General features: G+C 65.1%; 18 protein-coding genes. 13 read left to right on the top strand and 5 right to left on the bottom strand.

Annotation, left to right across the window (positions count from 1 at the left end; all coding sequences use genetic code 11):
• The first annotated feature begins 1 nt into the window (after position 1).
• A complete protein-coding gene (locus F8237_RS05510) occupies positions 2-1,075 on the top strand; it encodes a tartrate dehydrogenase (RefSeq protein ID WP_151642774.1) in 1,074 nt (357 codons plus the stop codon).
• A 177-nt stretch (positions 1,076-1,252) separates the two neighbouring features.
• On the opposite strand, the gene F8237_RS05505 is transcribed toward F8237_RS05510, so the two are convergent.
• From F8237_RS05505 to F8237_RS05490, 4 genes are read right to left on the bottom strand one after another with little or no spacing between them, the layout of a single operon-like run.
• Positions 1,253-2,326 carry a malate/lactate/ureidoglycolate dehydrogenase gene (locus tag F8237_RS05505; protein ID WP_151642773.1) on the bottom strand — a complete coding sequence of 358 codons (1,074 nt, stop codon included), beginning with the start codon at positions 2,324-2,326 and terminating at the stop codon, positions 1,253-1,255.
• Positions 2,327-2,337: 11 nt separating this feature from the next.
• Positions 2,338-3,249, bottom strand: a complete 912-nt coding sequence (locus F8237_RS05500) for an NAD(P)-dependent oxidoreductase (protein WP_151642772.1) — start codon at positions 3,247-3,249, stop codon at positions 2,338-2,340.
• Between the two features lie 12 nt (positions 3,250-3,261).
• Positions 3,262-4,512 (bottom strand): Zn-dependent hydrolase, encoded by a 1,251-nt coding sequence (locus F8237_RS05495; RefSeq protein WP_151642771.1) that lies wholly within the window; start codon positions 4,510-4,512, stop codon positions 3,262-3,264.
• Between the two features lie 32 nt (positions 4,513-4,544).
• Positions 4,545-5,462, bottom strand: coding sequence for a LysR family transcriptional regulator (locus F8237_RS05490; RefSeq protein ID WP_151642770.1), 918 nt, complete (start codon positions 5,460-5,462; stop codon positions 4,545-4,547).
• A 119-nt stretch (positions 5,463-5,581) separates the two neighbouring features.
• Here F8237_RS05490 and F8237_RS05485 point away from each other — a divergent pair, with 119 nt between their 5' ends.
• From F8237_RS05485 to F8237_RS05460, 6 genes are all read left to right on the top strand, one after another.
• Positions 5,582-6,397: a putative hydro-lyase gene (locus F8237_RS05485; protein ID WP_151642769.1), complete on the top strand. Its 816-nt coding sequence runs from the start codon at positions 5,582-5,584 to the stop codon at positions 6,395-6,397.
• Positions 6,398-6,486: 89 nt separating this feature from the next.
• Positions 6,487-7,731 (top strand): ABC transporter substrate-binding protein, encoded by a 1,245-nt coding sequence (locus F8237_RS05480; RefSeq protein WP_151642768.1) that lies wholly within the window; start codon positions 6,487-6,489, stop codon positions 7,729-7,731.
• Between the two features lie 164 nt (positions 7,732-7,895).
• A complete protein-coding gene (locus tag F8237_RS05475; protein ID WP_151642767.1) occupies positions 7,896-8,774 on the top strand; it encodes a branched-chain amino acid ABC transporter permease in 879 nt (292 codons plus the stop codon).
• A complete protein-coding gene (locus F8237_RS05470) occupies positions 8,774-9,757 on the top strand; it encodes a branched-chain amino acid ABC transporter permease (protein ID WP_151642766.1) in 984 nt (327 codons plus the stop codon). Before F8237_RS05475 ends, F8237_RS05470 begins: the two co-directional genes overlap by 1 nt.
• Positions 9,754-10,485 (top strand): ABC transporter ATP-binding protein, encoded by a 732-nt coding sequence (locus F8237_RS05465; RefSeq protein WP_151642765.1) that lies wholly within the window; start codon positions 9,754-9,756, stop codon positions 10,483-10,485. Before F8237_RS05470 ends, F8237_RS05465 begins: the two co-directional genes overlap by 4 nt.
• Complete coding sequence (locus F8237_RS05460) at positions 10,469-11,173, top strand: ABC transporter ATP-binding protein (protein WP_151642764.1); 705 nt, start codon at positions 10,469-10,471, stop codon at positions 11,171-11,173. The genes F8237_RS05465 and F8237_RS05460 overlap by 17 nt, the downstream gene beginning before the upstream one ends.
• 182 nt (positions 11,174-11,355) lie before the next feature.
• Here F8237_RS05460 and otnC read toward each other — a convergent pair whose 3' ends face one another.
• Positions 11,356-12,030, bottom strand: a complete 675-nt coding sequence (gene otnC / locus F8237_RS05450) for a 3-oxo-tetronate 4-phosphate decarboxylase (protein WP_162005882.1) — start codon at positions 12,028-12,030, stop codon at positions 11,356-11,358.
• Positions 12,031-12,133: 103 nt separating this feature from the next.
• Here otnC and ltnD point away from each other — a divergent pair, with 103 nt between their 5' ends.
• The 6 genes from ltnD to F8237_RS05420 all read left to right on the top strand — a co-directional run bounded on the left by ltnD (position 12,134) and on the right by F8237_RS05420 (position 21,295).
• Complete coding sequence (gene ltnD, locus F8237_RS05445) at positions 12,134-13,051, top strand: L-threonate dehydrogenase (RefSeq protein WP_151642762.1); 918 nt, start codon at positions 12,134-12,136, stop codon at positions 13,049-13,051.
• Positions 13,052-13,065: 14 nt separating this feature from the next.
• Positions 13,066-13,848 (top strand): 2-oxo-tetronate isomerase, encoded by a 783-nt coding sequence (gene otnI / locus F8237_RS05440; RefSeq protein WP_151642761.1) that lies wholly within the window; start codon positions 13,066-13,068, stop codon positions 13,846-13,848.
• Positions 13,845-15,134 carry a 3-oxo-tetronate kinase gene (gene otnK / locus F8237_RS05435; RefSeq protein ID WP_151642760.1) on the top strand — a complete coding sequence of 430 codons (1,290 nt, stop codon included), beginning with the start codon at positions 13,845-13,847 and terminating at the stop codon, positions 15,132-15,134. Before otnI ends, otnK begins: the two co-directional genes overlap by 4 nt.
• Positions 15,135-15,298: 164 nt before the next feature.
• Positions 15,299-16,990, top strand: a complete 1,692-nt coding sequence (locus F8237_RS05430; protein WP_151642759.1) for a methyl-accepting chemotaxis protein — start codon at positions 15,299-15,301, stop codon at positions 16,988-16,990.
• 257 nt (positions 16,991-17,247) lie between these two features.
• Positions 17,248-19,344 (top strand): methyl-accepting chemotaxis protein, encoded by a 2,097-nt coding sequence (locus F8237_RS05425; protein ID WP_151642758.1) that lies wholly within the window; start codon positions 17,248-17,250, stop codon positions 19,342-19,344.
• Between the two features lie 256 nt (positions 19,345-19,600).
• Positions 19,601-21,295 carry a methyl-accepting chemotaxis protein gene (locus F8237_RS05420; RefSeq protein ID WP_151642757.1) on the top strand — a complete coding sequence of 565 codons (1,695 nt, stop codon included), beginning with the start codon at positions 19,601-19,603 and terminating at the stop codon, positions 21,293-21,295.
• The last annotated feature ends 78 nt before the right edge of the window (positions 21,296-21,373 follow it).

Here is a 21,373-nt window from a genome sequence, read left to right as displayed (position 1 = left end):
GATGAGCAAGAAACAATACCGGATCGCAGTCATTCCCGGCGACGGCATCGGCAAGGAAGTGATGCCGGAAGGCCTGCGCGTTTTGGAGGCGGCGGCCAAGAAGCATGGGGTCTCCCTGCACTTCGACCATTTCGACTTCTCGTCCTGGGACTATTACGAGAAGCACGGCCAGATGATGCCGGACGACTGGAAGGAGAAGATCGGCAAGCACGATGCGATCTATTTCGGCGCGGTCGGCTGGCCGGCGAAAATTCCCGACCATGTCTCGCTGTGGGGCTCGCTGATCAAATTCCGCCGCGAGTTCGATCAGTATGTGAATTTGCGCCCGGTGCGGCTGATGCCCGGCGTGCCGTCGCCGCTGGCGGGCCGCAAGCCCGGTGACATCGACTTCTGGGTGGTGCGCGAGAACACCGAAGGCGAGTACTCGTCCGTCGGCGGCCGCATGTTCCCCGACACCGACCGTGAGTTCGTCACCCAGCAGACCGTGATGACCCGCGTGGGTGTCGACCGCATCCTGAAGTTCGCCTTCGAGCTCGCGCAGTCGCGGCCGAAGAAGCATTTGACGTCGGCGACCAAGTCGAACGGCATCTCCATCACCATGCCCTATTGGGACGAGCGCGTGGAGGCGATGGCGAAGAAGTATCCAGGCGTGAAGTGGGACAAGTACCACATCGACATCTTGACCGCGAACTTCGTGCTGCATCCGGACTGGTTCGACGTCGTGGTCGGCTCGAACCTGTTCGGCGATATCCTCTCCGATCTCGGCCCGGCCTGCACCGGCACCATCGGTATCGCGCCCTCCGGCAACATCAACCCCGAAGGCGATTTCCCGTCGGTGTTCGAGCCGGTGCACGGCTCGGCGCCCGACATCGCGGGGCAGGGCATCGCCAACCCGATCGGTGCGATCTGGTCGGGCGCGATGATGCTTGAGCATCTCGGCGAGAAGGTCGCCGGCAAATCGATCGTGGACGCGATCGAGCGCACGCTCGCCGAACGCACGCTCCGGACGAAGGACCTCGGCGGTAACGCCGACACGACGGCTTGCGGCAAGGCGGTTGCGGAGATGGTGGATTAGTCTGCCGCCTACCCTCTCCCCTTGTGGGAGAGGGTGGCTTCGATGCGAAGCATCGAAGACGGGTGAGGGGTTTCTTTCCGCGGAGACAGGCTTCTCATCCGCAAGTTTTTCGCCTGCGGAGCGAACCCCTCATCCGGCGCTTCGCGCCATCTTCTCCCACAAGGGGAGAAGGGAAGATCAGCCCGCGATCTTCTCGATCGCCGCCTGATCCAGCCCGAACTTCTTCCCGGCCTCCAGAATTTCCTGCCAGGTGGTCGGATCGACCGGAATGCCTTCGGCAAGCCGCTTCTTCTTGGTCTCGCGCTCGGGCTCGCCGGCGATCTTGACCTTGTCGACGCCGGCGGCGGGCGGCGAGCCGGTGTGCCAGGCGACGAAGCTCTCGACCTCGCGCGCGAGGTTTTCACCGGTGCCGAGCTTGTCCGGGTCGATGACGATCGAGAGCATGCCGTTGAGGACGTTATGCTTGCCGTCGGACGGGCCCTTGACCACCTGCCCGCCGGAGAGCGCGCCGCCGAGGATTTCGCACACCAGCGCCAGCCCCGAACCCTTGTGCTCGCCGAACGGCAGGATGGCGCCGTGCGGCGGGATCACGGTGTAGCGCGGATTGTTGGTCGGCTTGCCCTCGTTGTCGATGATGGTGCCGGGCTCCAGCTCGACGCCCTTGTTGTGGGCGACGCGGGTCTTGCCCTGCGCGATCCTGCTGGTGGCGAAGTCGAGCACGATCGGGTCCTTGCCCTTGCGCGGGATGCCGACGCAGAACGGGTTGGTGCCGTGGCGCGCATCGCTGCCGCCCCAGGGCGCCACGATCGGGCGCGAGATCACGTTGACGAAGTGGATCGAGACCAGCCCGTGGTCGATGCACTGCTCGGCCCAGTGGCCGATGCGGCCGATGTGATGCGAATTGGAGAGACCGACGAGACACACGCCATTCTGCTTGGCGCGCTCTGCCGCCAGCTCCATCGCTTCATGGCCGATCACCTGGCCGTAGCCGGTGAGGCCGTCGAGGGTGAGAAGCGGACCGGTGTCGAGCACGGTCTTGACGTGCGCGTTCACGGCGAGGCCGCCGTTGGTGACGCTCTGGACGTAGCGCGGGATCATGCCGACGCCGTGCGAGTCGTGCCCCTTGAGATTTGCTTCCACCAGATTGGTGGACACGAGTTCGGCTTCGCGGTCCGAGGAGCCGCCGGCCTTGACGATGGCGCGGATGGCGTTGGTGAGCGGCTCAGCCTTGATGGTGCGATAGTCGGCCATTGTTGTTGCTCTTATCCTTTCACGATCCTGCGGCAGTGGATCCATGCCGCTTCAATCAGGTTCTCACTGGCTTCCGGCGTGCGGAAGGCGGAATGGGCCGACAGCGTCACGTTCGGCAGCTTCGTCAGCGGGTGATCGCCGGGCAGGGGCTCGATGTTGAAGACGTCGAGGCCGGCATGGCGGATGTGGCCGGACTTCAGCGCGTCGATCATCGCCTGCTCGTCGACCACTGCGGCACGCGCCGTGTTGATGAGGATGACGCCCGGCTTCATCGCAAAAATCTTCTCGCGCGTGATCATGCCGCGCGTCTCGTCGTTGAGCAGCAGATGCAGCGAAACCACGTCGCTCGTCGCCAGCACCGTATCGAGATCGGTGAACGTGACGCCCGGATGGCTCTTCGGTGAGCGGTTCCAGGCAATCACCTTCATGCCGCTGCCGGACGCGATGCGCGCCACTTCAGCCGCGATGCCGCCGAAGCCGATCAGGCCGAGCGTCTTGCCGGTGAGCTGCATGCCGTCCTCGCGCAGCCAGTTGCCGGCGCGCATCTCGCGGTCCATCATCGCGATGACGCGGGCAGAGGCCCACATCAGCGCCATCGCGGATTCCGCGACCGCCGTGTCGCCATAGCCCTTGATCAGGTGCACGGAGATGCCGAGCTCGGCGAGCTCCTCCGGATTCATGTAGCTGCGCGCGCCGGTGCCGAGGAACACGACGTGCTTGAGGCCCGTGCACTTCCTTGCAACCTCGGTCGGCAGCGCGGTGTGATCGACGATCGCGATCTCGGCGCCGGCGAGGATGTCGGGATAGTGCTCGGGCTTGATATCGGGATCCCGGTGAATCCGCACCTTGGGATCGCCGGGCTTCTCCAGCCGCTCCATGATCACGGCGAGGGCTTCGTTGGCGTCGACGAAAACTCCGCGCATGGCTGTCTCCGGTCAGGATGCCACGCCGGCGATCGCCAGCACGGTGTGCATGAGGACGTTGGTGCCCGCGGCACAGTCGGGCTGCGTGGCGTCCTCCAGCTCGTTGTGGCTGATGCCGTCCTTGCAGGGCACGAACACCATCGCCGCCGGCATGATCGTGTTGAGGTTGCAGGCGTCGTGGCCGGCGCCGGAGGTGATGCGACGGGAGGAATAGCCAAGGGTCGTCGCAGCATTCTCGACCGCCGCGATCAGCCTGGGATCGAAATGGGTCGGCGGCTTGCGCCAGACCAGATCGATCTTGACCTCGACCTTGCGGCGCGCGGCGATCTCGGCGATGGCCGCACGAAGATCGCGATCCAGCGCATCCATGATCGCGCCATCGGCGCTGCGGCAATCCATGGTGAAGGCGATCTCGCCGGGAATGACGTTGCGCGAGGGATTTGCGATGACGGCCTCGCCGATGGTGCCGACCGCGTTCGGCCCGTGCTTCCTGGCAATGGCTTCCATCGCCAGCACGATCTCCGACAGCGTTGCCAGCGCATCGCGCCGCAATGGCATCGGGGTCGAACCGGCATGGCTCTCGAAGCCGGAAATCTTGCCGTCGTACCACAGCACGCCCTGGCCGGAATCGACCACGCCGATGGTCTTGCCTTCGGCCTCGAGGATCGGGCCTTGCTCGATGTGCAGCTCGACGAAACATCCGAGCTTCTGGAAACCGACCGGCTTGTCGCCGCGATAGCCGATGCGGTCGAGCGCCTGGCCGACGGTCGTGCCCTCGACGTCCTTGCGCGAGAGGATGTCATCGGTGGTGAAGTCGCCGACGTAAGCCGCGGAGGCCATCATGGCCGGCGCAAAGCGCGAGCCTTCCTCGTTGGTCCAGTTGACGATGCAGATCGGCGCGTCGGTCTCGATGCCGGCGTCGTTCAGCGTGCGGATCACTTCCAACGCGCCGAGCGTTCCCAGGATGCCGTCATACTTGCCGCCGGTCGGCTGCGTGTCGAGATGCGAGCCGATGCCGACGGGCGGCTTCGACATGTCGCGGCCCTTGCGCAGGCCGAACTGCGAGCCGAGCGCGTCGACATGCACTTCGAGACCGGCGTCCTCGCAGGCCTTGCGGAACCAGTCGCGCACCTGCTTGTCTTCGCTGCTCAGCGTCAGCCGCCGCACGCCGCCCTTGGCCGTCCCGCCGAATTGCGCGGTCTCGTGGATGGAGCCCCAGAGGCGGGCGGAATCGATTTGCAGATTGGTGGCGGCTCGGCTCATGCGGTCGGTCTCTCGATTATCCGGCGCCTTTTTCAATGACGCGCCAGCGCGGGCTCGTCAACCGCGAGGCTGCTCTGCGCAATCTGCCGTGCGAGTTCGGCGACGCGCTCCACTGCGACGACGTCGGGCGAGGCGAGCCAGCTTGCGGTGAATGTCAGCGGTGCGATTGCGAGATCGGTGTCGAGCAGTTGCAACCGCCCGTCGGCGAGCTCGTTCTCGACGATGGCGTCGGGGATCACGGCGATGCCGAGCCCTTCGACGGCCATGTGGATGACGGTCGCGAGCGACGCGGACGCATGCAGGCGGATCGGCGGCAGCTCCGGCCGGTCGAACACCTCGCGCACGACCTCGTAGGGCCTGGTCTTGCGCGGGAAGGTGATGATCGGAAACCGCGCAAGCTCGGCGCGCGACACCGGGCCGTTGCCGAGGCCCAGCGAGGGGCTTGCGAGAAAGCCGATCGGGTAATCGGCGAGCAGGCGATTATGCACGCCGGAGCCCGACAGCGGTCCCACGACGAAGGCCAGCTCGATCTCCTGCGCGAGCAGGCGCGCGGTGAGGTTCGGCGTGATGTCGACCTCGATCTCCAGCGACAGGTTCGGATAGACCTCGTTCATGCTCTTCACAAGGCGCGGCAGCCAGGTGTGCACAATGGTCTCGGCGACGCCGAGACGCATCACGCCGCGCATCGCGGAGCGGTCGCCGACCTCGGCCACCATCGCGGCACGCAGGCCGATCAGCTTTTCGGCATAGACCATCATCTGCCGGCCGCTCGGTGTCGGCGAGGCGACGCGATGGTCACGGTTGAGGAGCTTGACGCCCATCTCGCGCTCGAGCTGGGCGATGCGCTGGGAGATCGCCGGCTGGGTGGTGTTGAGCCGCGCTGCAGCGCCGCGAAAGCTCCCGAGCTTCACAACCCAGAGAAATGTCTCGATCGACCTGAAGTCCAGCATTGGAAGGATTTTCCCGATCGATAAATTGAATTTATCGATATCGATTAGAAAGGAAGATTAGACTTTATAGCATGCTTGGTGTTGGCTGTCTTTGTCGAGTTTATAGGCAGGTCGATCGAATGACTGTTTTGGTGGCAGCGCAGCAAACTGAAACACCCGACACCCTCCCGAGCCGCCAGGCCCGGTTGGCTTACCGCGGCGGCCAGGTCGGCTCCACGGCTGGTGTCGCTCCCGGCTTCGTCCAGGGCAATCTGGCGATCCTGCCAGCGGAATATGCCAGCGCCTTTCACCGCTTCTGCCAGCTCAATCCCAAGCCGTGCCCGATCATCGGCATGTCCGATGTCGGCAGCCCGCACATCCCCGCGCTCGGTGCCGATCTGGACATCCGCACCGACGTGCCGCGCTACCGCGTCTGGCGCGACGGCGAGGTGGTCGAGGAGCCGACCGACGTCACCAAATATTGGCGCGACGATCTCGTGACCTTCGTGCTCGGCTGCTCCTTCTCGTTCGAGGAGGCGCTGCTCGACGAGGGCATGCCGATCCGCCATATCGAGCAGAACGTGCGGGTGCCGATGTACCGCACCAACATCGCCTGCGGCGAGGCCGGTCCGTTCGCCGGTCCCATGGTGGTGTCGATGCGTCCGTTCAAGCCGGCCGATGCGATCCGCGCGGTGCAGATCACCTCGCGCTATCCCGCCGTGCACGGTGCGCCTGTACATCTCGGCCATCCGCACCTGATCGGCATCAAGGACATCGCCAAGCCCGACTACGGCGATCCCGTGCCTGTCGCCGATGACGAGATTCCGGTATTCTGGGCCTGTGGCGTGACGCCGCAATCGGTGATCAACGCTGCGAAGGTCCCGTTCGCGATCACGCATTCGCCCGGCCTCATGCTGGTGACGGATCTGAAGAACAGGAACATGGCCGTGATTTAGTAGGCAGCGTTTGCTGCTTCTTCGGGCTTTACCGCATCCATCAATCGCTTCATTCGATCAGTCGAAATTCAGTAACAGGGGACTTTGCCATGACGATCTCTCGCCGCGACGTGCTGCTAGGAGCCACCGCCACTGCAGCGCTGGTGCCGCTCGCCGCACGCGCCCAGACCTCGGAAGTCGTGATCGGCGTCATCTACCCGTTCTCCGGCGGCAGCGCCCAGCAGGGCATCGATGCGCAGAAAGCCTATGAGACCGCGCTCGAGGTCATCAACAAGGACACCGACTTCGACCTGCCGCTGGCGAAGGGCGAAGGCTTGCCGGGTCTCGGCGGCGCCAAGGTGCGCCTCGTGTTCGCCGACCATCAGGCCGATCCGCAGAAGGGACGCGCCGAAGCCGAGCGCCTGATCACGCAGGAGAAGGTCTCCGCCATCATCGGTACCTATCAGAGCGCGGTCGCCGTCACCATCAGCCAGATCTGCGAGCGCTACCAGATCCCGTTCGTCTCGGCCGACAATTCCTCGCCGAGCCTGCATCGCCGCGGCCTCAAATATTACTTCCGCGCGGCTCCGCATGACGAGATGTACTCAGCCGCCATGTTCGACTTCTTCGACGCCATGAAGAAGAAGGGCATCAAGATCGAGACGCTGTCGCTGTTCCACGAAGACACCATCTTCGGCACGGACTCCGGCAACGCCCAGGCCAAGATCGCCGGCGAGCGCGGCTACAAGATCGTCTCCGACATCAAGTACCGCGCCAACTCGCCCTCGCTCTCGGCCGAGGTGCAGCAGCTCAAGACTGCGAATGCCGACGTGCTGATGCCCTCGAGCTACACCACCGACGGCATCCTGCTCGTCAAGACCATGGCCGAGCTCGGCTACAAGCCGAACGCGATCGTGGCGCAGGACGCCGGCTTCTCCGAGAAGGCGCTCTACGACGCCGTCGGCGACAAGCTCGAAGGCGTCATCTCGCGCGGCACCTTCTCGCTCGACCTCGCGCAGAAGCGCCCGATGGTCGGCAAGATCAACGAGATGTTCAAGACGCGCTCGGGCAAGGACTTCAACGACCTCACCTCGCGCCAGTTCATGGGCCTGATCATCCTCGCCGACGCGATCAACCGCGCCAAGTCGGCCGACGGTGAGAAGATCCGCGACGCGCTGGCTGCGACCGATATCCCGGGCGAGCAGACCATCATGCCCTGGAAGCGCGTCAAGTTCGACGAGACCGGGCAGAACAACGACGCCGATCCGGTGCTGCTGCAATATACTGGCGGCAAGTTCGTCACCATCTTCCCGCCGCAGGCCGCGATCGCCGAAGCGACCTGGCCGATGAAGTAAGACTTAGAAGCAAGACTTGGAAGCGGGAGCTCGGACGTAGCTCCCGCCCTCATCCTGAGGAGCGGGCTTGGCCCGCGTCTCGAAGGACGAGGGCTGGGCCATCCTTCGAGGCGCGCGCTGGTGCGCGCTCCTCAGGATGTGGATCGATTTCGGGGGACAGACTTTTGACAGCCCAAGCCATTATCCAGAGTCTCGCGAGCGGCCTGCTCATGGGCCTGCTCTACGGACTGATTGCCGTCGGCCTCGCGCTGATCTTCGGCCTGATGGACGTCACGAACTTCGCTCATGGCGAGTTCCTGATGATCGCGATGTACCTGTCCTTCTTCCTGTTCGCGTTCTTCGCGATCGATCCGTTGTTGTCGGCGCCATTGGTCGCGGCGGCAATGTTCGTGTTCGGAGCAGTGGTCTACCTGCTCGTTGTGCGCTTCGCCATGCGGGCCAAGGCCAATGCCGGCATGGTGCAGATCTTCACCACCTTCGGCCTTGCCATCCTCATGCGCGGTCTTGCGCAGTTCTTCTTCACGCCGGACTATCGCAGCATTCCGCAGTCCTGGGTGGGCGGCAAGACCGTCTCGGTCGCCGGCATCTTCCTGCCGGAGCCGCAACTGATCGGAGCGGCGGTCTCGATCGCGGCCTTCGGCGGCCTCTATTTCTTCATCCACCGCACTGACTTCGGCCGCGCGCTGGAAGCGACCCGCGAGGATCCCGGTGCGGTCGCGCTGGTCGGCATCGACAAGAACCGCGTGTTCGCGTTCGGTTGGGGCCTCGGCGCCGCGCTGGTCGGTCTGGCCGGCGCGATCATGGCGGTGTTCTTCTACATTTATCCCGACGTTGGCGCGTCCTTCGCCCTGATCGCCTATGTCACGGTGGCGCTCGGCGGCTTCGGCAGCGTGTTCGGCGCACTCGCCGGCGGCATCATCGTTGGCCTCGTCGAAGCGACCACCGCCTTGTTGCTGCCGCCTTCGCTGAAATCGGTCGGTATCTACGCGGTCTATTTGCTCGTCGTCTTCATTCGGCCGCGTGGCCTGTTCGGGTCGATGTGATGGACAAGACTTTTACCGCGCGGCGCCGCCGCGACCTCATCATCGCCGCGGTCCTCGCCGGGCTCGCAGCACTCGCGCCGCTGGTTATCAAGGATGTCTACGTTCAGAACATCCTGATCCTGACCTTGATGTATGCGGCGCTGTCGCAGAGCTGGAACATCCTCTCCGGCTATTGCGGTCAGATCTCGCTGGGGCACGCGCTCTATTTCGGCATCGGCGCCTACACCACCGAACTGCTGTTCACCAAGTTCGGCGTGTTGCCCTGGTTTGGCATGCTGGCCGGTGGCGTGATCGCCGCGATCATCGCCATGGGGCTCGGCTATCCCTTCTTCCGTCTGCGCGGCCATTACTTCGTGATCGCGACCATCGTCATCGCCGAGATCGGGCTGCTGCTGTTCCAGAATTGGGAATGGGCGGGAGCTGCCATGGGAATCACCGTTCCCGTGCGCGGCGACAGCTGGCTGAAATTCCAGTTCATGCGCAGCAAGCTGCCGTACTTCTATTTCGCGCTGGTGCTGTGCAGCCTCGCCTGGTTCGTCACCTGGTGGCTCGAAGATTCCAAATGGGGCTTCTGGTGGCGTGCGGTGAAGGACAATCCGGAAGCGGCCGAGAGCCTCGGCGTCGTCGTGTTCAACTCCAAGATGGGGGCGGCCGCCGTCTCCGCCTTCCTCGTCGCCATCGGCGGTGCGTTCTATGCGCAGTTTCTCGCCTATATCGATCCTGAGAGCGTGATGGGCTTCCAGTTCTCGTTGCTGATGGCGCTGCCGGCGGTGCTCGGCGGTATCGGCACCCTCTGGGGCCCCGTGCTTGGCGCGGTCATCCTGATCCCGATGACGGAGCTGACGCGCTCCTATATCGGCGGCTCCGGCCGCGGCGTCGATCTCATCGTCTATGGTGCATTGATCGTCGCGATCTCGCTGGCCCTGCCGCAAGGCCTGGTGAGCCTGTTGTCGCGGACGAAGACGAAGGGAGCAACGCGATGACCGCTCTCCTTGAAACCCGCGGCGTCTGGCAGCGGTTCGGCGGCCTCGTCGCCAACAGCGACGTCTCGATCTCGGTCGGTCGCGGCGAGATCGTCGGCCTGATCGGCCCGAACGGCGCCGGCAAGTCGACGCTGTTCAATCTCATCGCCGGCGTGCTGCCGCCGACCCAGGGCTCGATCTGGTTCGACGGTGAGGATGTCACGGCCTTGCCGGCGGCGGAGCGCTGCCAGCGCGGCGTCGGTCGCACCTTCCAGGTGGTCAAGAGCTTCGAGACCATGACGGTCATCGACAACGTCATCGTCGGCGCGCTCGTGCGCAACACGGTGATGCGCGAAGCCCGCCGCAAGGCGCATGAGGTTCTGGAGTTCACCGGCCTTGCCGCGCGTGCCGACGTGCTCGCGAGCGACCTCGTTCCGGCGGAGAAGCGTCGCCTCGAAGTCGCGCGTGCGCTCGCAACCGAACCGAAACTGCTGCTGCTCGACGAGGTCCTCACCGGCCTCACGCCGACGGAAGCGCAGACCGGCGTGGCCTTGGTGCGGAAAGTGCGCGATACCGGCATTACCGTGCTGATGGTCGAGCATGTCATGGAGATCGTGATGCCGCTGGTCGACCGCGCCATCGTGCTCGACCTCGGCAAGGTGCTGGTCGAGGGCAAACCCGCCGACGTCGTCCGCGATCCCAAGGTGATCAAGGCATATCTGGGAGATCGTCATGCTGTCGGTGCATGAAGTCACGACCGCCTATCAGGGCCTGGTCGCGATCTCCGCGGTCAGTATCGAAGTCACGAAGGGCGAGATCGTCTGTGTCGCCGGCGCGAACGGAGCCGGCAAGTCGACGCTGCTGAAGTCGATCGCCGGTGCCGAGCGTCCGCGCTCTGGCACGGTGACCTTCGACGGCAAGCGGCTCAACGGCATGGCGCAGCACCATATCACGGCGGCCGGCATCGCCTATGTGCCGGAGAACCGCCGGCTGTTCCCGCGCCTGTCGGTGCGCGACAATCTTCGCCTCGGCAGTTATCTCTACCGCGGTGAGGCGGATCGCGAGAGCCCGCTTGATCTCGTCTTCACGCTGTTCCCGCGCCTTTCCGAGCGTCTCGATCAGCGCGCCGAAACGCTCTCCGGCGGCGAGCAGCAGATGCTCGCGATCGGCCGCGCGCTGATGACGCGCCCGCGACTCTTGATGCTGGACGAGCCGTCGCAAGGCATCATGCCGAAGCTGGTCGACGAGATCTTCCAGGCGGTTCTGCGCATCCGCGACGCCGGCATGACCGTGCTGATCGTCGAGCAGCGCATGGCCGAGTGCCTCGAGATCGCCGACCGCGCCTACATCCTGCAAACCGGCCGCGTGCTGATGCAGGGCCCGGCAGCCGAAATCAGGGGCAATCCGGACGTGCGCAAGGCGTATCTGGGGCTTTAAGGCAAAGTGTAGGGCGCACTCGCGCAATACTCTCGGTGTCATCGCCCGCGAAAGCGGGCGATCCAGTACTCCGAGACATCAGAGAGATACGGATAGGCTGCGGCGTACTGGATTCCCCGCGTTCGCGGGGGATGACAGCGGTGGATGGGGCGGTCTCTTCCGACCTCGCAATCACGCCGGGCTCAATGCTCGTGCCCATGCTCCGGCAACGCCACCCCGAACACCTTCACCAGATCATTCACCTGCTCCGGCGACAGATACCGCGGGTTCAGCCCGCGCAGCAGCAGATACAGCTTGGCCGTTTCCTCCAGCTCCTCGGTCGCGAACACGGCTGCCTCCAGCGTGTCGCCTGCGACGACCGGGCCGTGATTGGCGAGCAGCACGGATGAATATTTGCCCGCCAGGCCCTTGATCGCGTCCGCGACCGCTGGATCACCGGGGCGGTAATAGGGCACGAGCGCGGTGGCGCCGCATTTCATCAGGTAATAGGCCGTCATCGGCGGCAGCGCCGCGCGCGGGTCGATCTCGGGCAGCATCGAGAGTGCGACCGAATGGGTGGAGTGCAGATGCACGATCGCGCGCGCGCCTTCGCGCGTATCGTAGAGTGCGGTGTGCAGCGGAACTTCCTTGGTCGGTGCGTCGCCCGAGAGCAGCCGACCCCGTCCATCCAGCCGCGACAGCCGCGCCGGGTCGAGGAAACCGAGCGAGGCGTTGGTGGGAGTGACCAGCCACCCGCCATCGTCCATCTTGACGCTGATATTGCCGGAGGAGCCCGGCGTCAGCCCGCGCTCGAACAGGGACCGTCCGAAGCGGCAGATGTCCTCGCGCAGCCGTGTTTCGTTACTCATGGCCGTCATGCCCGCTTGTCTCACGCTTTGGCAGCGCGGCCAAGCCGTGTTATTCGAGGTGAGAGCCGCCGCAAAGGGGGCCGTCCGGGAAACGTTCGCAAGGGTTAGTTGCATGGCCGCCTCCACCTCACAGAATCAGCGCATCGCCGTCATCGGGCTCGGCTCGATGGGCTTTGGCATGGCGACCTCGCTGAAGCGCGCCGGCCACGCCGTCACCGGCTGCGATGTCTCGACTGACGCCGTGGCGCGTTTCGTGAAGGATGGCGGGGCGGGCGCGACGACGCCGGCTGAAGCGGCCAGGGGCGCCGACATCGTCGTCAGCGTCGTCGTCAATGCCGCGCAGACCGAGACGATCCTGTTCGGCAAGGACGGCGTCGCCGAGACCCTGCCGAAGGACAGCGTTTTCGTGTCGTCCGCCACCATGGACCCGGATGTGGCGCGGCGTCTGGCCAAGCAGTTGGAAGCGACTGGGCGGCATTACCTGGATGCGCCGATCTCCGGGGGCGCTCAGCGCGCAGCCGAGGGCGAGCTGACGATTTTGGCGTCCGGCAGCGCGGCTGCCTTTGCAAAGGCGAGGCCGGCGCTCGATGCCATGGCGGCAAAGCTCTACGAGCTTGGCGATGCCGCAGGGCAGGGTGCGGCCTTCAAGATGATCAACCAGTTGCTCGCCGGCGTGCATATCGCCGCTGCTTCCGAAGCGATGGCGTTCGCGGCCAGGCAGGGCCTCGACATCCGCAAGGTCTACGAGGTGATCACGGCCTCCGCCGGCAATTCCTGGATGTTCGAGAACCGCATGCCGCATGTGCTCGATGGCGACTACACGCCGCGCAGCGCGGTCGAGATCTTCGTCAAGGACCTCGGCATCATCCAGGACATGGCGCGCAGCGCCAGATTCCCGGTGCCGGTCTCCGCCGCGGCCCTCCAGATGTTCCTGATGACATCCGCCGCCGGCATGGGGCGGGACGACGACGCCTCGGTGGCGCGGATGTATGCGCAGGTCACCGGCGTGAAGCTGCCTGGCGACAAGTAAGGAAGAGGATTCCAATGCCCCGTTTTGCCGCCAATCTCTCGATGATGTTCACCGAGGTGCCGTTCCTCGACCGCTTCGACGCCGCCGCGCAAGCGGGTTTCACCGCGGTCGAATTCCTCTTTCCCTACGAGCATCCGGCCGAGGCGGTCGGCGAGCGGCTCAAGCGCAACGGCCTGACGCAGGCGCTGTTCAACCTGCCGCCGGGCGACTGGAATGCCGGCGAGAAGGGCTTTGCGTCGCTGCCGGCACGGTTCTCCGACCTCAAGGCGAGCCTGGAGACGGCACTGCCTTACGCCAAGGCGACCGGCGTGAAGCGGCTGCACCTGATGGCCGGCATCGCCAACCGCGGTGAGCGCGTCGCGATCGAGGCGTTCTACAAATCGGTGGCCTGGGCCGCCGAATTCTTCGCAGCCCACGGCATCGACATCGTGCTCGAGCCGATCAATGCGCGCAACGTGCCCGGCTACTTCCTCAACGATTTCGGCTTCGCGCGCGACTTGATCCAGGAGTTGCGGCTTCCGAACCTGAAGCTGCAGTTCGACATCTATCACTGCCAGATCATCCATGGCGACGTCACCATGCGCCTGCGTGAGATGATGCCGATCATCGGCCACATCCAGATCGCGAGCATTCCCTCGCGCAACGAGCCTGACGGAGAGGAGCTGAACTACCCGTTCCTGTTCGCCGAGCTCGACCGGCTCGGCTATGCCGGCTTCGTCGGCTGCGAATACAATCCGCGCGGCAAGACCACCGATGGCCTCGCCTGGTTCAAGCCCTATGCGGGAGTGAAGCCGTGACGCTTGCAGCGAACATCTCGCTTGGCTGCATCGCCGACGACTACACCGGCGCCTCCGATCTCGCCAACACGCTGACGCGCGCGGGCCTGCGCACGGTGCAGACCATCGGCGTGCCGGCGGACGATCTCGCGCTGCCCGAGGTCGATGCCGTCGTCGTGTCGCTGAAGAGTCGCTCGATCGAGGCGGGGCTTGCCGTATCGCGCTCGCGCGCGGCGGAGTCGTGGCTGCGTGGCCGCGGCGCGCGCCATGTGCTGTTCAAGATCTGCTCGACCTTCGATTCGACCGATGCGGGCAATATCGGCCCCGTGATGGACGCGCTGCGCGCCGATGGCGGCGAGGACGTCGTGCTGGTGACGCCGGCCTTCCCGGAGACCGGCCGCACCGTCTATCAGGGCAATCTCTTCGTCGGCGCCGTGCCGCTGAACGAGAGCCCGCTGAAGGACCATCCGCTCAACCCGATGCATGATTCCAATCTGGTGCGGGTGCTGGCGCGCCAGAGCAAGACGCAGGTGGGTCTGGTCGATCTGGCAACCGTCAGCCGCGGCGCGGAAGCAGTGCGGGCGCGGCTGGCTGACCTCGCGGGCAAGGGCATCGGCGCCGCGATCATCGACGCCGTGTTCGACCGCGACCTCGAGACCATCGGTCTCGTTGCGGCCCGGCACCGGCTGTCGGTCGGCGCCTCCGGCATGGGCCTCGGCCTTGCGCGCGCGCTGGTCTCGTCCGGCAAGGTCGGGTCGGCTTCAGCGAGCAGTGCGCAGGGCGCCACCGTTGGTGGCGCTGCGGCATGCCTCGCGGGAAGCTGTTCGCAGGCGACGTTGCAGCAGATTGCCAGGGCGGAATCCGTCATGCCGGTGCACCGTCTCGACCCGGACCGTATTCTTACGGACAAGGGCGAAGTGGAGCGCGCACTCGCCTGGGCGAGGCCGCGACTCGCTGACGGTCCGGTGCTGATCGCGTCGAGCTCAACGCCGGATCAGGTCGCCGCGTTGCAGGCACGTCACGGCCGCGACGCGGCCGGTCACGCGATCGAGCAGGCGATGGCGGACATTGCGGAAAACCTAGTGAAATCAGGCGTTCGGCGCCTGATTGTCGCGGGCGGCGAAACCTCTGGCGCGGTCGTCGACCGCCTCGGGATTCCCGGTTTTCTGGTCGGAGCGGAGATCGCGGCCGGTGTCCCGGTGCTGCGCGCCGTCGGTGCGGAAGCAGGCGACATGCTGCTCGCGTTGAAGTCCGGCAACTTCGGTGGCCCCGGCTTTTTCGCCGATGCGCTTGGGCTCATGCGCTGAGCGCAGGGCGTTTTTAGTCCCTCCTTCATTTCTTTAAGGTTCCGTACTCGTACGGAGTCATAGTTAACAACTGCTCAGTCGCTTTGTTGTTTGATATCGGCGCCGCTCCTTTTGGTTGACCACGTTTTAGGACGCGCGACCGCGCCAACGCAAAGAGACCCATTATGTTCGCCACCATCTCCATCCGTACCAAGATCATTAGCGCCGTGGCGTTCCTGCTGGTCGCAATGACCGGCATGGGCCTGCTCGCCGTCATGAAGATGCGGACGATCAACGCCAACACCGTGGACATTACCACGAACTGGATGCCCAGCGTCCGCGTGATCGGCGACCTGCGCGCCAGCGTCATTACCTACCGCAACGTGGTCCGCCAGCACATGCTGGCCGAGACCCTCGAGGACAAGCTCGCGACGGAAAAGACCGCGGCGACCGTGATCGAGGCGCTCGCCAAGATTCGCAAGAACTACGAGACGATGATCACCTCGCCGGAGGAACGCAAGCTCTACAACGACTGGTCCAAGCTCTGGGAAGACTACAAGAAGGGCACCGAAGATGTGTTCGCGCTGTCCCGCAAGGAGGCCGGCAAGGTCCCGCACGACGCCCAGGAGCTGAATTCCAAGACGGTCAACAAAATCGGCCTTGCGGCGGATGAAGTCTTGACCAAGGACACCGAGCTCAACGTCAAGGGCGGCGATCAGGCCGCCGTCGATGCCGCCGACACCTTCTACTACGCCTTCATGCTCGTCGCGATCATCCTCGGTGCGGCGATCATCGCCGGCCTTGGCGTCGGCTTCTATCTCGTCCAGGACGTCTCGCGCGGCATCAACTCCATCATCGAGCCGATGCAGGCGCTGGGTCGCGGCGATCTTTCCGCCGACGTCCCGCATCGCGGCGAGAAGACGGAAATCGGCGCCATGGCCGACGTGCTCCAGATCTTCAAGGAGGCGCTGGTTGCCAAGAAGGCCGCCGACGAGGCTGCCGCGGCCGATGCCGAAGCCAAGATCGAGCGCGGCCGCCGCGTCGACAACATCACCCGCGAATTCGAATCGATGATCGGCGAGATCGTCCAGACCGTGTCGTCGGCCTCGACCCAGCTCGAAGCCTCCGCCTCGACGTTGACCTCGACCGCCGACCGCTCCCAGCGGCTGGCGACCACGGTTGCCGGCGCTTCGGAGGAAGCCTCGACCAACGTGCAGTCGGTGGCCTCGGCGACCGAAGAAATGGCTTCGTCGGTGAGCGAGATCAGCCGGCAGGTGCAGGAATCGGCACGGATGGCGGGCGATGCCGTCGGCCAGGCCCGGTCGACCACCGAGCGCGTCAGCGAGCTGTCCAAGGCGGCCTCGCGCATCGGCGACGTCGTCGAGCTGATCAACACCATCGCCGGCCAGACCAACCTGCTGGCGCTGAACGCCACCATCGAGGCGGCGCGCGCCGGTGAAGCCGGCCGCGGTTTCGCGGTGGTCGCTTCCGAGGTGAAGGCGCTGGCCGAGCAGACCGCGAAAGCGACCGGCGAGATTGGCCAGCAGATCTCCGGCATCCAGGTGGCGACCAACGACTCGGTCGGCGCCATCAAGGAAATCTCCTCGACCATCGAGCGTCTGTCGGAAATCTCCTCGGCCATCGCGGCCGCGGTGGAAGAGCAGGGCGCAGCGACCCAGGAGATCTCCCGCAACGTGCAGCAGGCCGCCCAGGGCACCCAGCAGGTCTCCTCCAACATCACCGACGTGCAGCGCGGCGCGACCGAGACCGGCACGGCTTCCTCGCAGGTGCTGTCGGCGGCGCAGATGCTGTCGAACGACTCGACCCGCCTGAAGACCGAGGTCAGCAAGTTCCTGACCAACGTTCGCGCGGCGTAACCTCCGCAACCAACTGTCGATCCGACGACGGGCGGCGCCAGAGGCGCCGCTCGTTTCGTTTTGCGGCATCGCGATCGTTCCGGTCGTACCATTGGCCGCAACCATTTGGTAAGCCTGTCGTTCAACCGCAGGGCGAACCAACCGCGTTCCACCACGATCCTTGACACAGGACAACATAGTATTGTCGACTTCGGATATTCCTTGTCGCCGACCGCTCTCCGATGCCGGGGCCGGTGCTGACGAGAAGGATGCGAACAGTGAATTTGAGAATCGGAACGGTCCTGCCCCTTGTCATTGCGGCGCTGGCTCTGATGGGCGTGGCCGCGACCGGCTATGCATCGCTGCAGGCATACCGCGACCGGCATGCGGCGGACGCCTTCGTCGACCTCAACGGCGTCTCGCGGCTGTTGTTGCAGAGCGCGGGGCAGTGGGCCCTGGAGCGAGGCATGACCAATGCCGCGTTGAGGTCGCCGGAGGTGACTGCCGCCGATCGGCGGTCCGAGATCGTGAAACTACGGATCAGCTCGGACCAGACTTTTCGCGACGCTGCGCGCCGCCTTCGCGCGATGAGCGAATTCAACGTGGCCGGCCCCCGCATCGATGCGGCTGAACGAGCCCTTCAGAACGTCGAAGATTTGCGCCGCAGGGTCGACGAAAATCTCGCCAGGCCGGCGGCGGCCCGCAATGCGGACATCGTCAACGGATTCGTGCCCGCCGTCACCGAGCTGATCGAATTGACCTCCATCCGGCTGCGCCTGATCCTGGAAACGCTGGCTACTCCGCCTTCGTCGACGATGTCGCGTCTCGTCGGTCTTCGGCATCTTGCTGCGGAGATGGCCGAGAAGGCCGGGCGTGAACGGGCTTTCCTCGGAGGCGCGATTGGCTCGGGCAGCAGGATGACGCCCGAAGAGTTGAGCCGGATTGCCGGTTTCCGGGGCTACGTCGAACTTGCCTGGGGGACGATCGCGCCGCTGGCCGAGCGAGCCGACGTTCCGGGCGACGTCGCCGGAGCGATCAAGGGCGTCGAGCAGGACTATTTCCGGATTTATGACGCGACGCGCAAGGGCGTGCTCGCGGCGGCGGCCAGCGGAGACTACAGGATCAGTGGCAATGACTATTTCGCCAGTGCGACGACGGGGATCAATGCGATCCTCCGCCTGTCCGATGCGATCGGAGCGGCCGCGGATATCGAAGCGACCGGTCAGGCCGCCAAGGCAACGTCCAATCTGATCGTCGCCGGCCTGATCCTGGCGAGCTGCGTTGCGCTGGTCTTGCTGAGTTTCTGGATCGCGTTCTCCCGGATCGTGCGGCCGCTGTCCGCACTGACCCGCGCCATGGGCGAACTCGCCGCCGGCAATTTCGCCGTGGCTCTCCCCGGTCTCGATCGCAAGGACGAGGTCGGCGACATGGCCCATGCCGTGGAGCGGTTCAAGATCGTGGCGGAGCAGAAGGCGCGCGACGAGGCAGAGACCAAGGCCCGGCAGGATCGGATTGCCGCCGAGCAGCGCAAGACCGAGATGCACAGGCTGGCGGATCAGTTCGAGGCCGCGATCGGGGAGATCGTCGACACGGTCTCGTCGGCGTCCACGGAGCTCGAGGCGTCGGCAAGCACGCTGAATGCCACTGCCGGGCGCGCCAAGGAGCTTGCCGTAGTGGTCGCCGCAGCCTCGGAGGAGGCTTCGGCGAACGTGCAGTCGGTGGCATCGGCGACCGAAGAGCTTTCGTCCTCGGTCAACGAGATTGGCCGCCGGGTCCAGGACACGGCGCGAATGGCCAACACAGCCGTGGATCAGGCGGGAAGGACCAACGAGCGCATCGGCGAATTGTCGCGAGCGGCTGCGAAGATCGGCGACGTCGTCGCATTGATCGACTCGATCGCGGGGCAGACCAATCTGCTGGCGCTCAACGCCACGATCGAAGCGGCGCGCGCGGGCGAGGCCGGTCGCGGCTTCGCAGTGGTGGCATCGGAGGTGAAGGCGCTGGCGGAGCAGACCGCCAAGGCGACCGGCGAAATCGGCCAGCAGGTCTCCGGGATGCAATCTGCGACGCAGGAATCCGTCGACGCGATCCGCGACATCGGCGGCACGATCACCCAGCTGGCCGAGATCGCCTCGGCGATCGCCGCTGCCGTGGAGGAACAGGGCGCGGCGACGCAAGAGATCGCACGCAACGTGCAGCAGGCTGCTCAGGGCACGCAGCAGGTCTCCTCCAACGTCGGAGACGTCGAGCACGGCGCCGCGGAAACCGGGGCGGCCTCGACGCAAGTGCTTTCAGCAGCGCAGATGCTGTCGAGGGATTCCAATCGACTGAAGACCGAGGTCAGCAGGTTCCTGACCAACGTCCGCGCGGCGTAAAGTCTCCGCAGGAATTGTCGATACGCCCTGTCGACGACACCCGACGATCTGACGACGGGCGGCGCTGGAAGCGCCGCTCGTTTTCTGTCGCCGGTAACTTGATGTGTCCTATGAGTGGTATCATGCATAATTACCCGTAGTCACACGGGAAGTAGATTTCATCGATAGTTAAATTCGTTTGATCAGAATTGCTAAACGTTTTGAACAGCGCAGTCCGGGTGGGATTGATCGCATCGCGTTTCATTTGGGGGCTTTGATGCGCAAGAATTTTCCGATCACCGAAATCGAATATCCCGTCAGTGACGAGACGCTGATCGTCTCCCGTACGGATCTCAAGGGAAAGATCACGTATTTCAACGAGGACTTCATTGCGGCCGCGGGCTTTACGTCCGCAGAGCTGATGGGGCAGCCTCACAACATCGTCCGCCACCCGGACATGCCGTCGGAAGCCTTCCAGAACGTCTGGGACACGCTCAAGACAGGTAAGCCGTGGCTCGGCGCGGTGAAGAACCGCCGTAAGAATGGCGACTATTACTGGGTGCTGGCGACGGCCTCGCCGATCCGCGAGAACGGCCAGGTCACTGGCTTTACCTCGATACGCACCAAGCTGCCGGCCGATCAGCGCAAGCTCGCCGAGGAGGTCTACGCCGCGATCCGCGAGAAGAAGCCGCACGGCTATCGCATCGACGGTGGCATCATCCGCCGCCGTTCGCTGCTCGACCGCTTCGCGATCTTCACGCGCACGCTGAAGGCGCGCCTCGTCACGATGATGGCGGTGCAGGCGCTGTTCATGCTCGCAATCGGTATCGGCGGTGCGCTCGCGACCGGCGGTTCGACCAGCATGGCTCTGGTGCTGCTGGCCCTCGTCGGCGCAGCGTTCGGCAGCTTCGTCGGCATGGCGACCATGCGTGCGATCCAGGCGCCGATGCGGCAGCTCAATGACACCATGCTCAATCTCGTGCAGGACAAGCTCGACAACCGCATCGTGATCGATCGCGATGACGAGATCGGCGAGGCCCTGCGCAACCTCCAGACGGTGCAGACCATCATCCGCTTCAGCCGTGACGAGGTGCAGGCGGTGCAGCGCCGTGCCGAGGCGCAGCGCAAAACTGACATGACGAAGCTCGCCGACGGCTTCGAGGCTGCGATCGGCGAAATCGTCGAGACCGTCTCATCGGCTGCGACCGAGCTCGAGGCCTCGGCCTCGACACTGTCCTCGACCGCCGGCCGGGCCCAGGAATTGGCGACGGTCGTCGCAGGCGGTTCCGAGGAAGCGTCCGCCAACGTCCATTCGGTGGCATCCGCCGCCGAAGAAATGTCGTCGTCGGTGCGAGAGATCAGCCGGCAGGTGCAGGACTCCTCCAGGATCGCCGGCGATGCGGTCAGCCAGGCACAGGCCACCACCGAGCGCGTCGGTGAATTGTCGCGGGCCGCGGCGCGGATCGGCGATGTCGTCGAGCTCATCAACGCCATCGCCGGCCAGACCAACCTGCTGGCACTGAATGCCACGATCGAGGCGGCGCGGGCCGGCGAGGCCGGCCGCGGCTTCGCCGTGGTGGCATCCGAGGTGAAGGCACTGGCCGAGCAGACGGCCAAGGCGACCGGCGAGATCGGCCAGCAGGTCGGCGGCATCCAGGCCGCAACCCAGGAGTCGGTCAGCGCCATCAGCGGGATCAGCGGCACCATCGCGCGCCTCTCCGAAATATCGTCGGCGATCGCCGCGGCTGTGGAGCAGCAAGGCGCGGCGACGCAGGAGATCGCCCGCAACGTGCAGCAGGCCGCTCAGGGCACCCAGCAGGTCTCGTCCAATGTCGGCGACGTCCAGCGCGGCGCTGTCGAGACCGGCTCGGCGTCCACGCAGGTGCTGTCGGCCGCGCAGATGCTGTCGCGGGATTCGAACCGGCTGAGGCTCGAGGTCAGCAAGTTCCTGGGCTCCGTCCGCGCCGCCTGAGGTGCGTCGCTTCCAGGAGCGGCGCTTCCAGGCGCCGCCTCTTCACGCCAAGAACTGCCTCCGCCATCATTCGGGCAG

The sequence above is a fragment of the Bradyrhizobium betae genome, assembly GCF_008932115.1.
GTDB lineage: Bacteria > Pseudomonadota > Alphaproteobacteria > Rhizobiales > Xanthobacteraceae > Bradyrhizobium > Bradyrhizobium betae.
This window is presented reverse-complemented; position numbering and strand designations above follow the sequence as displayed.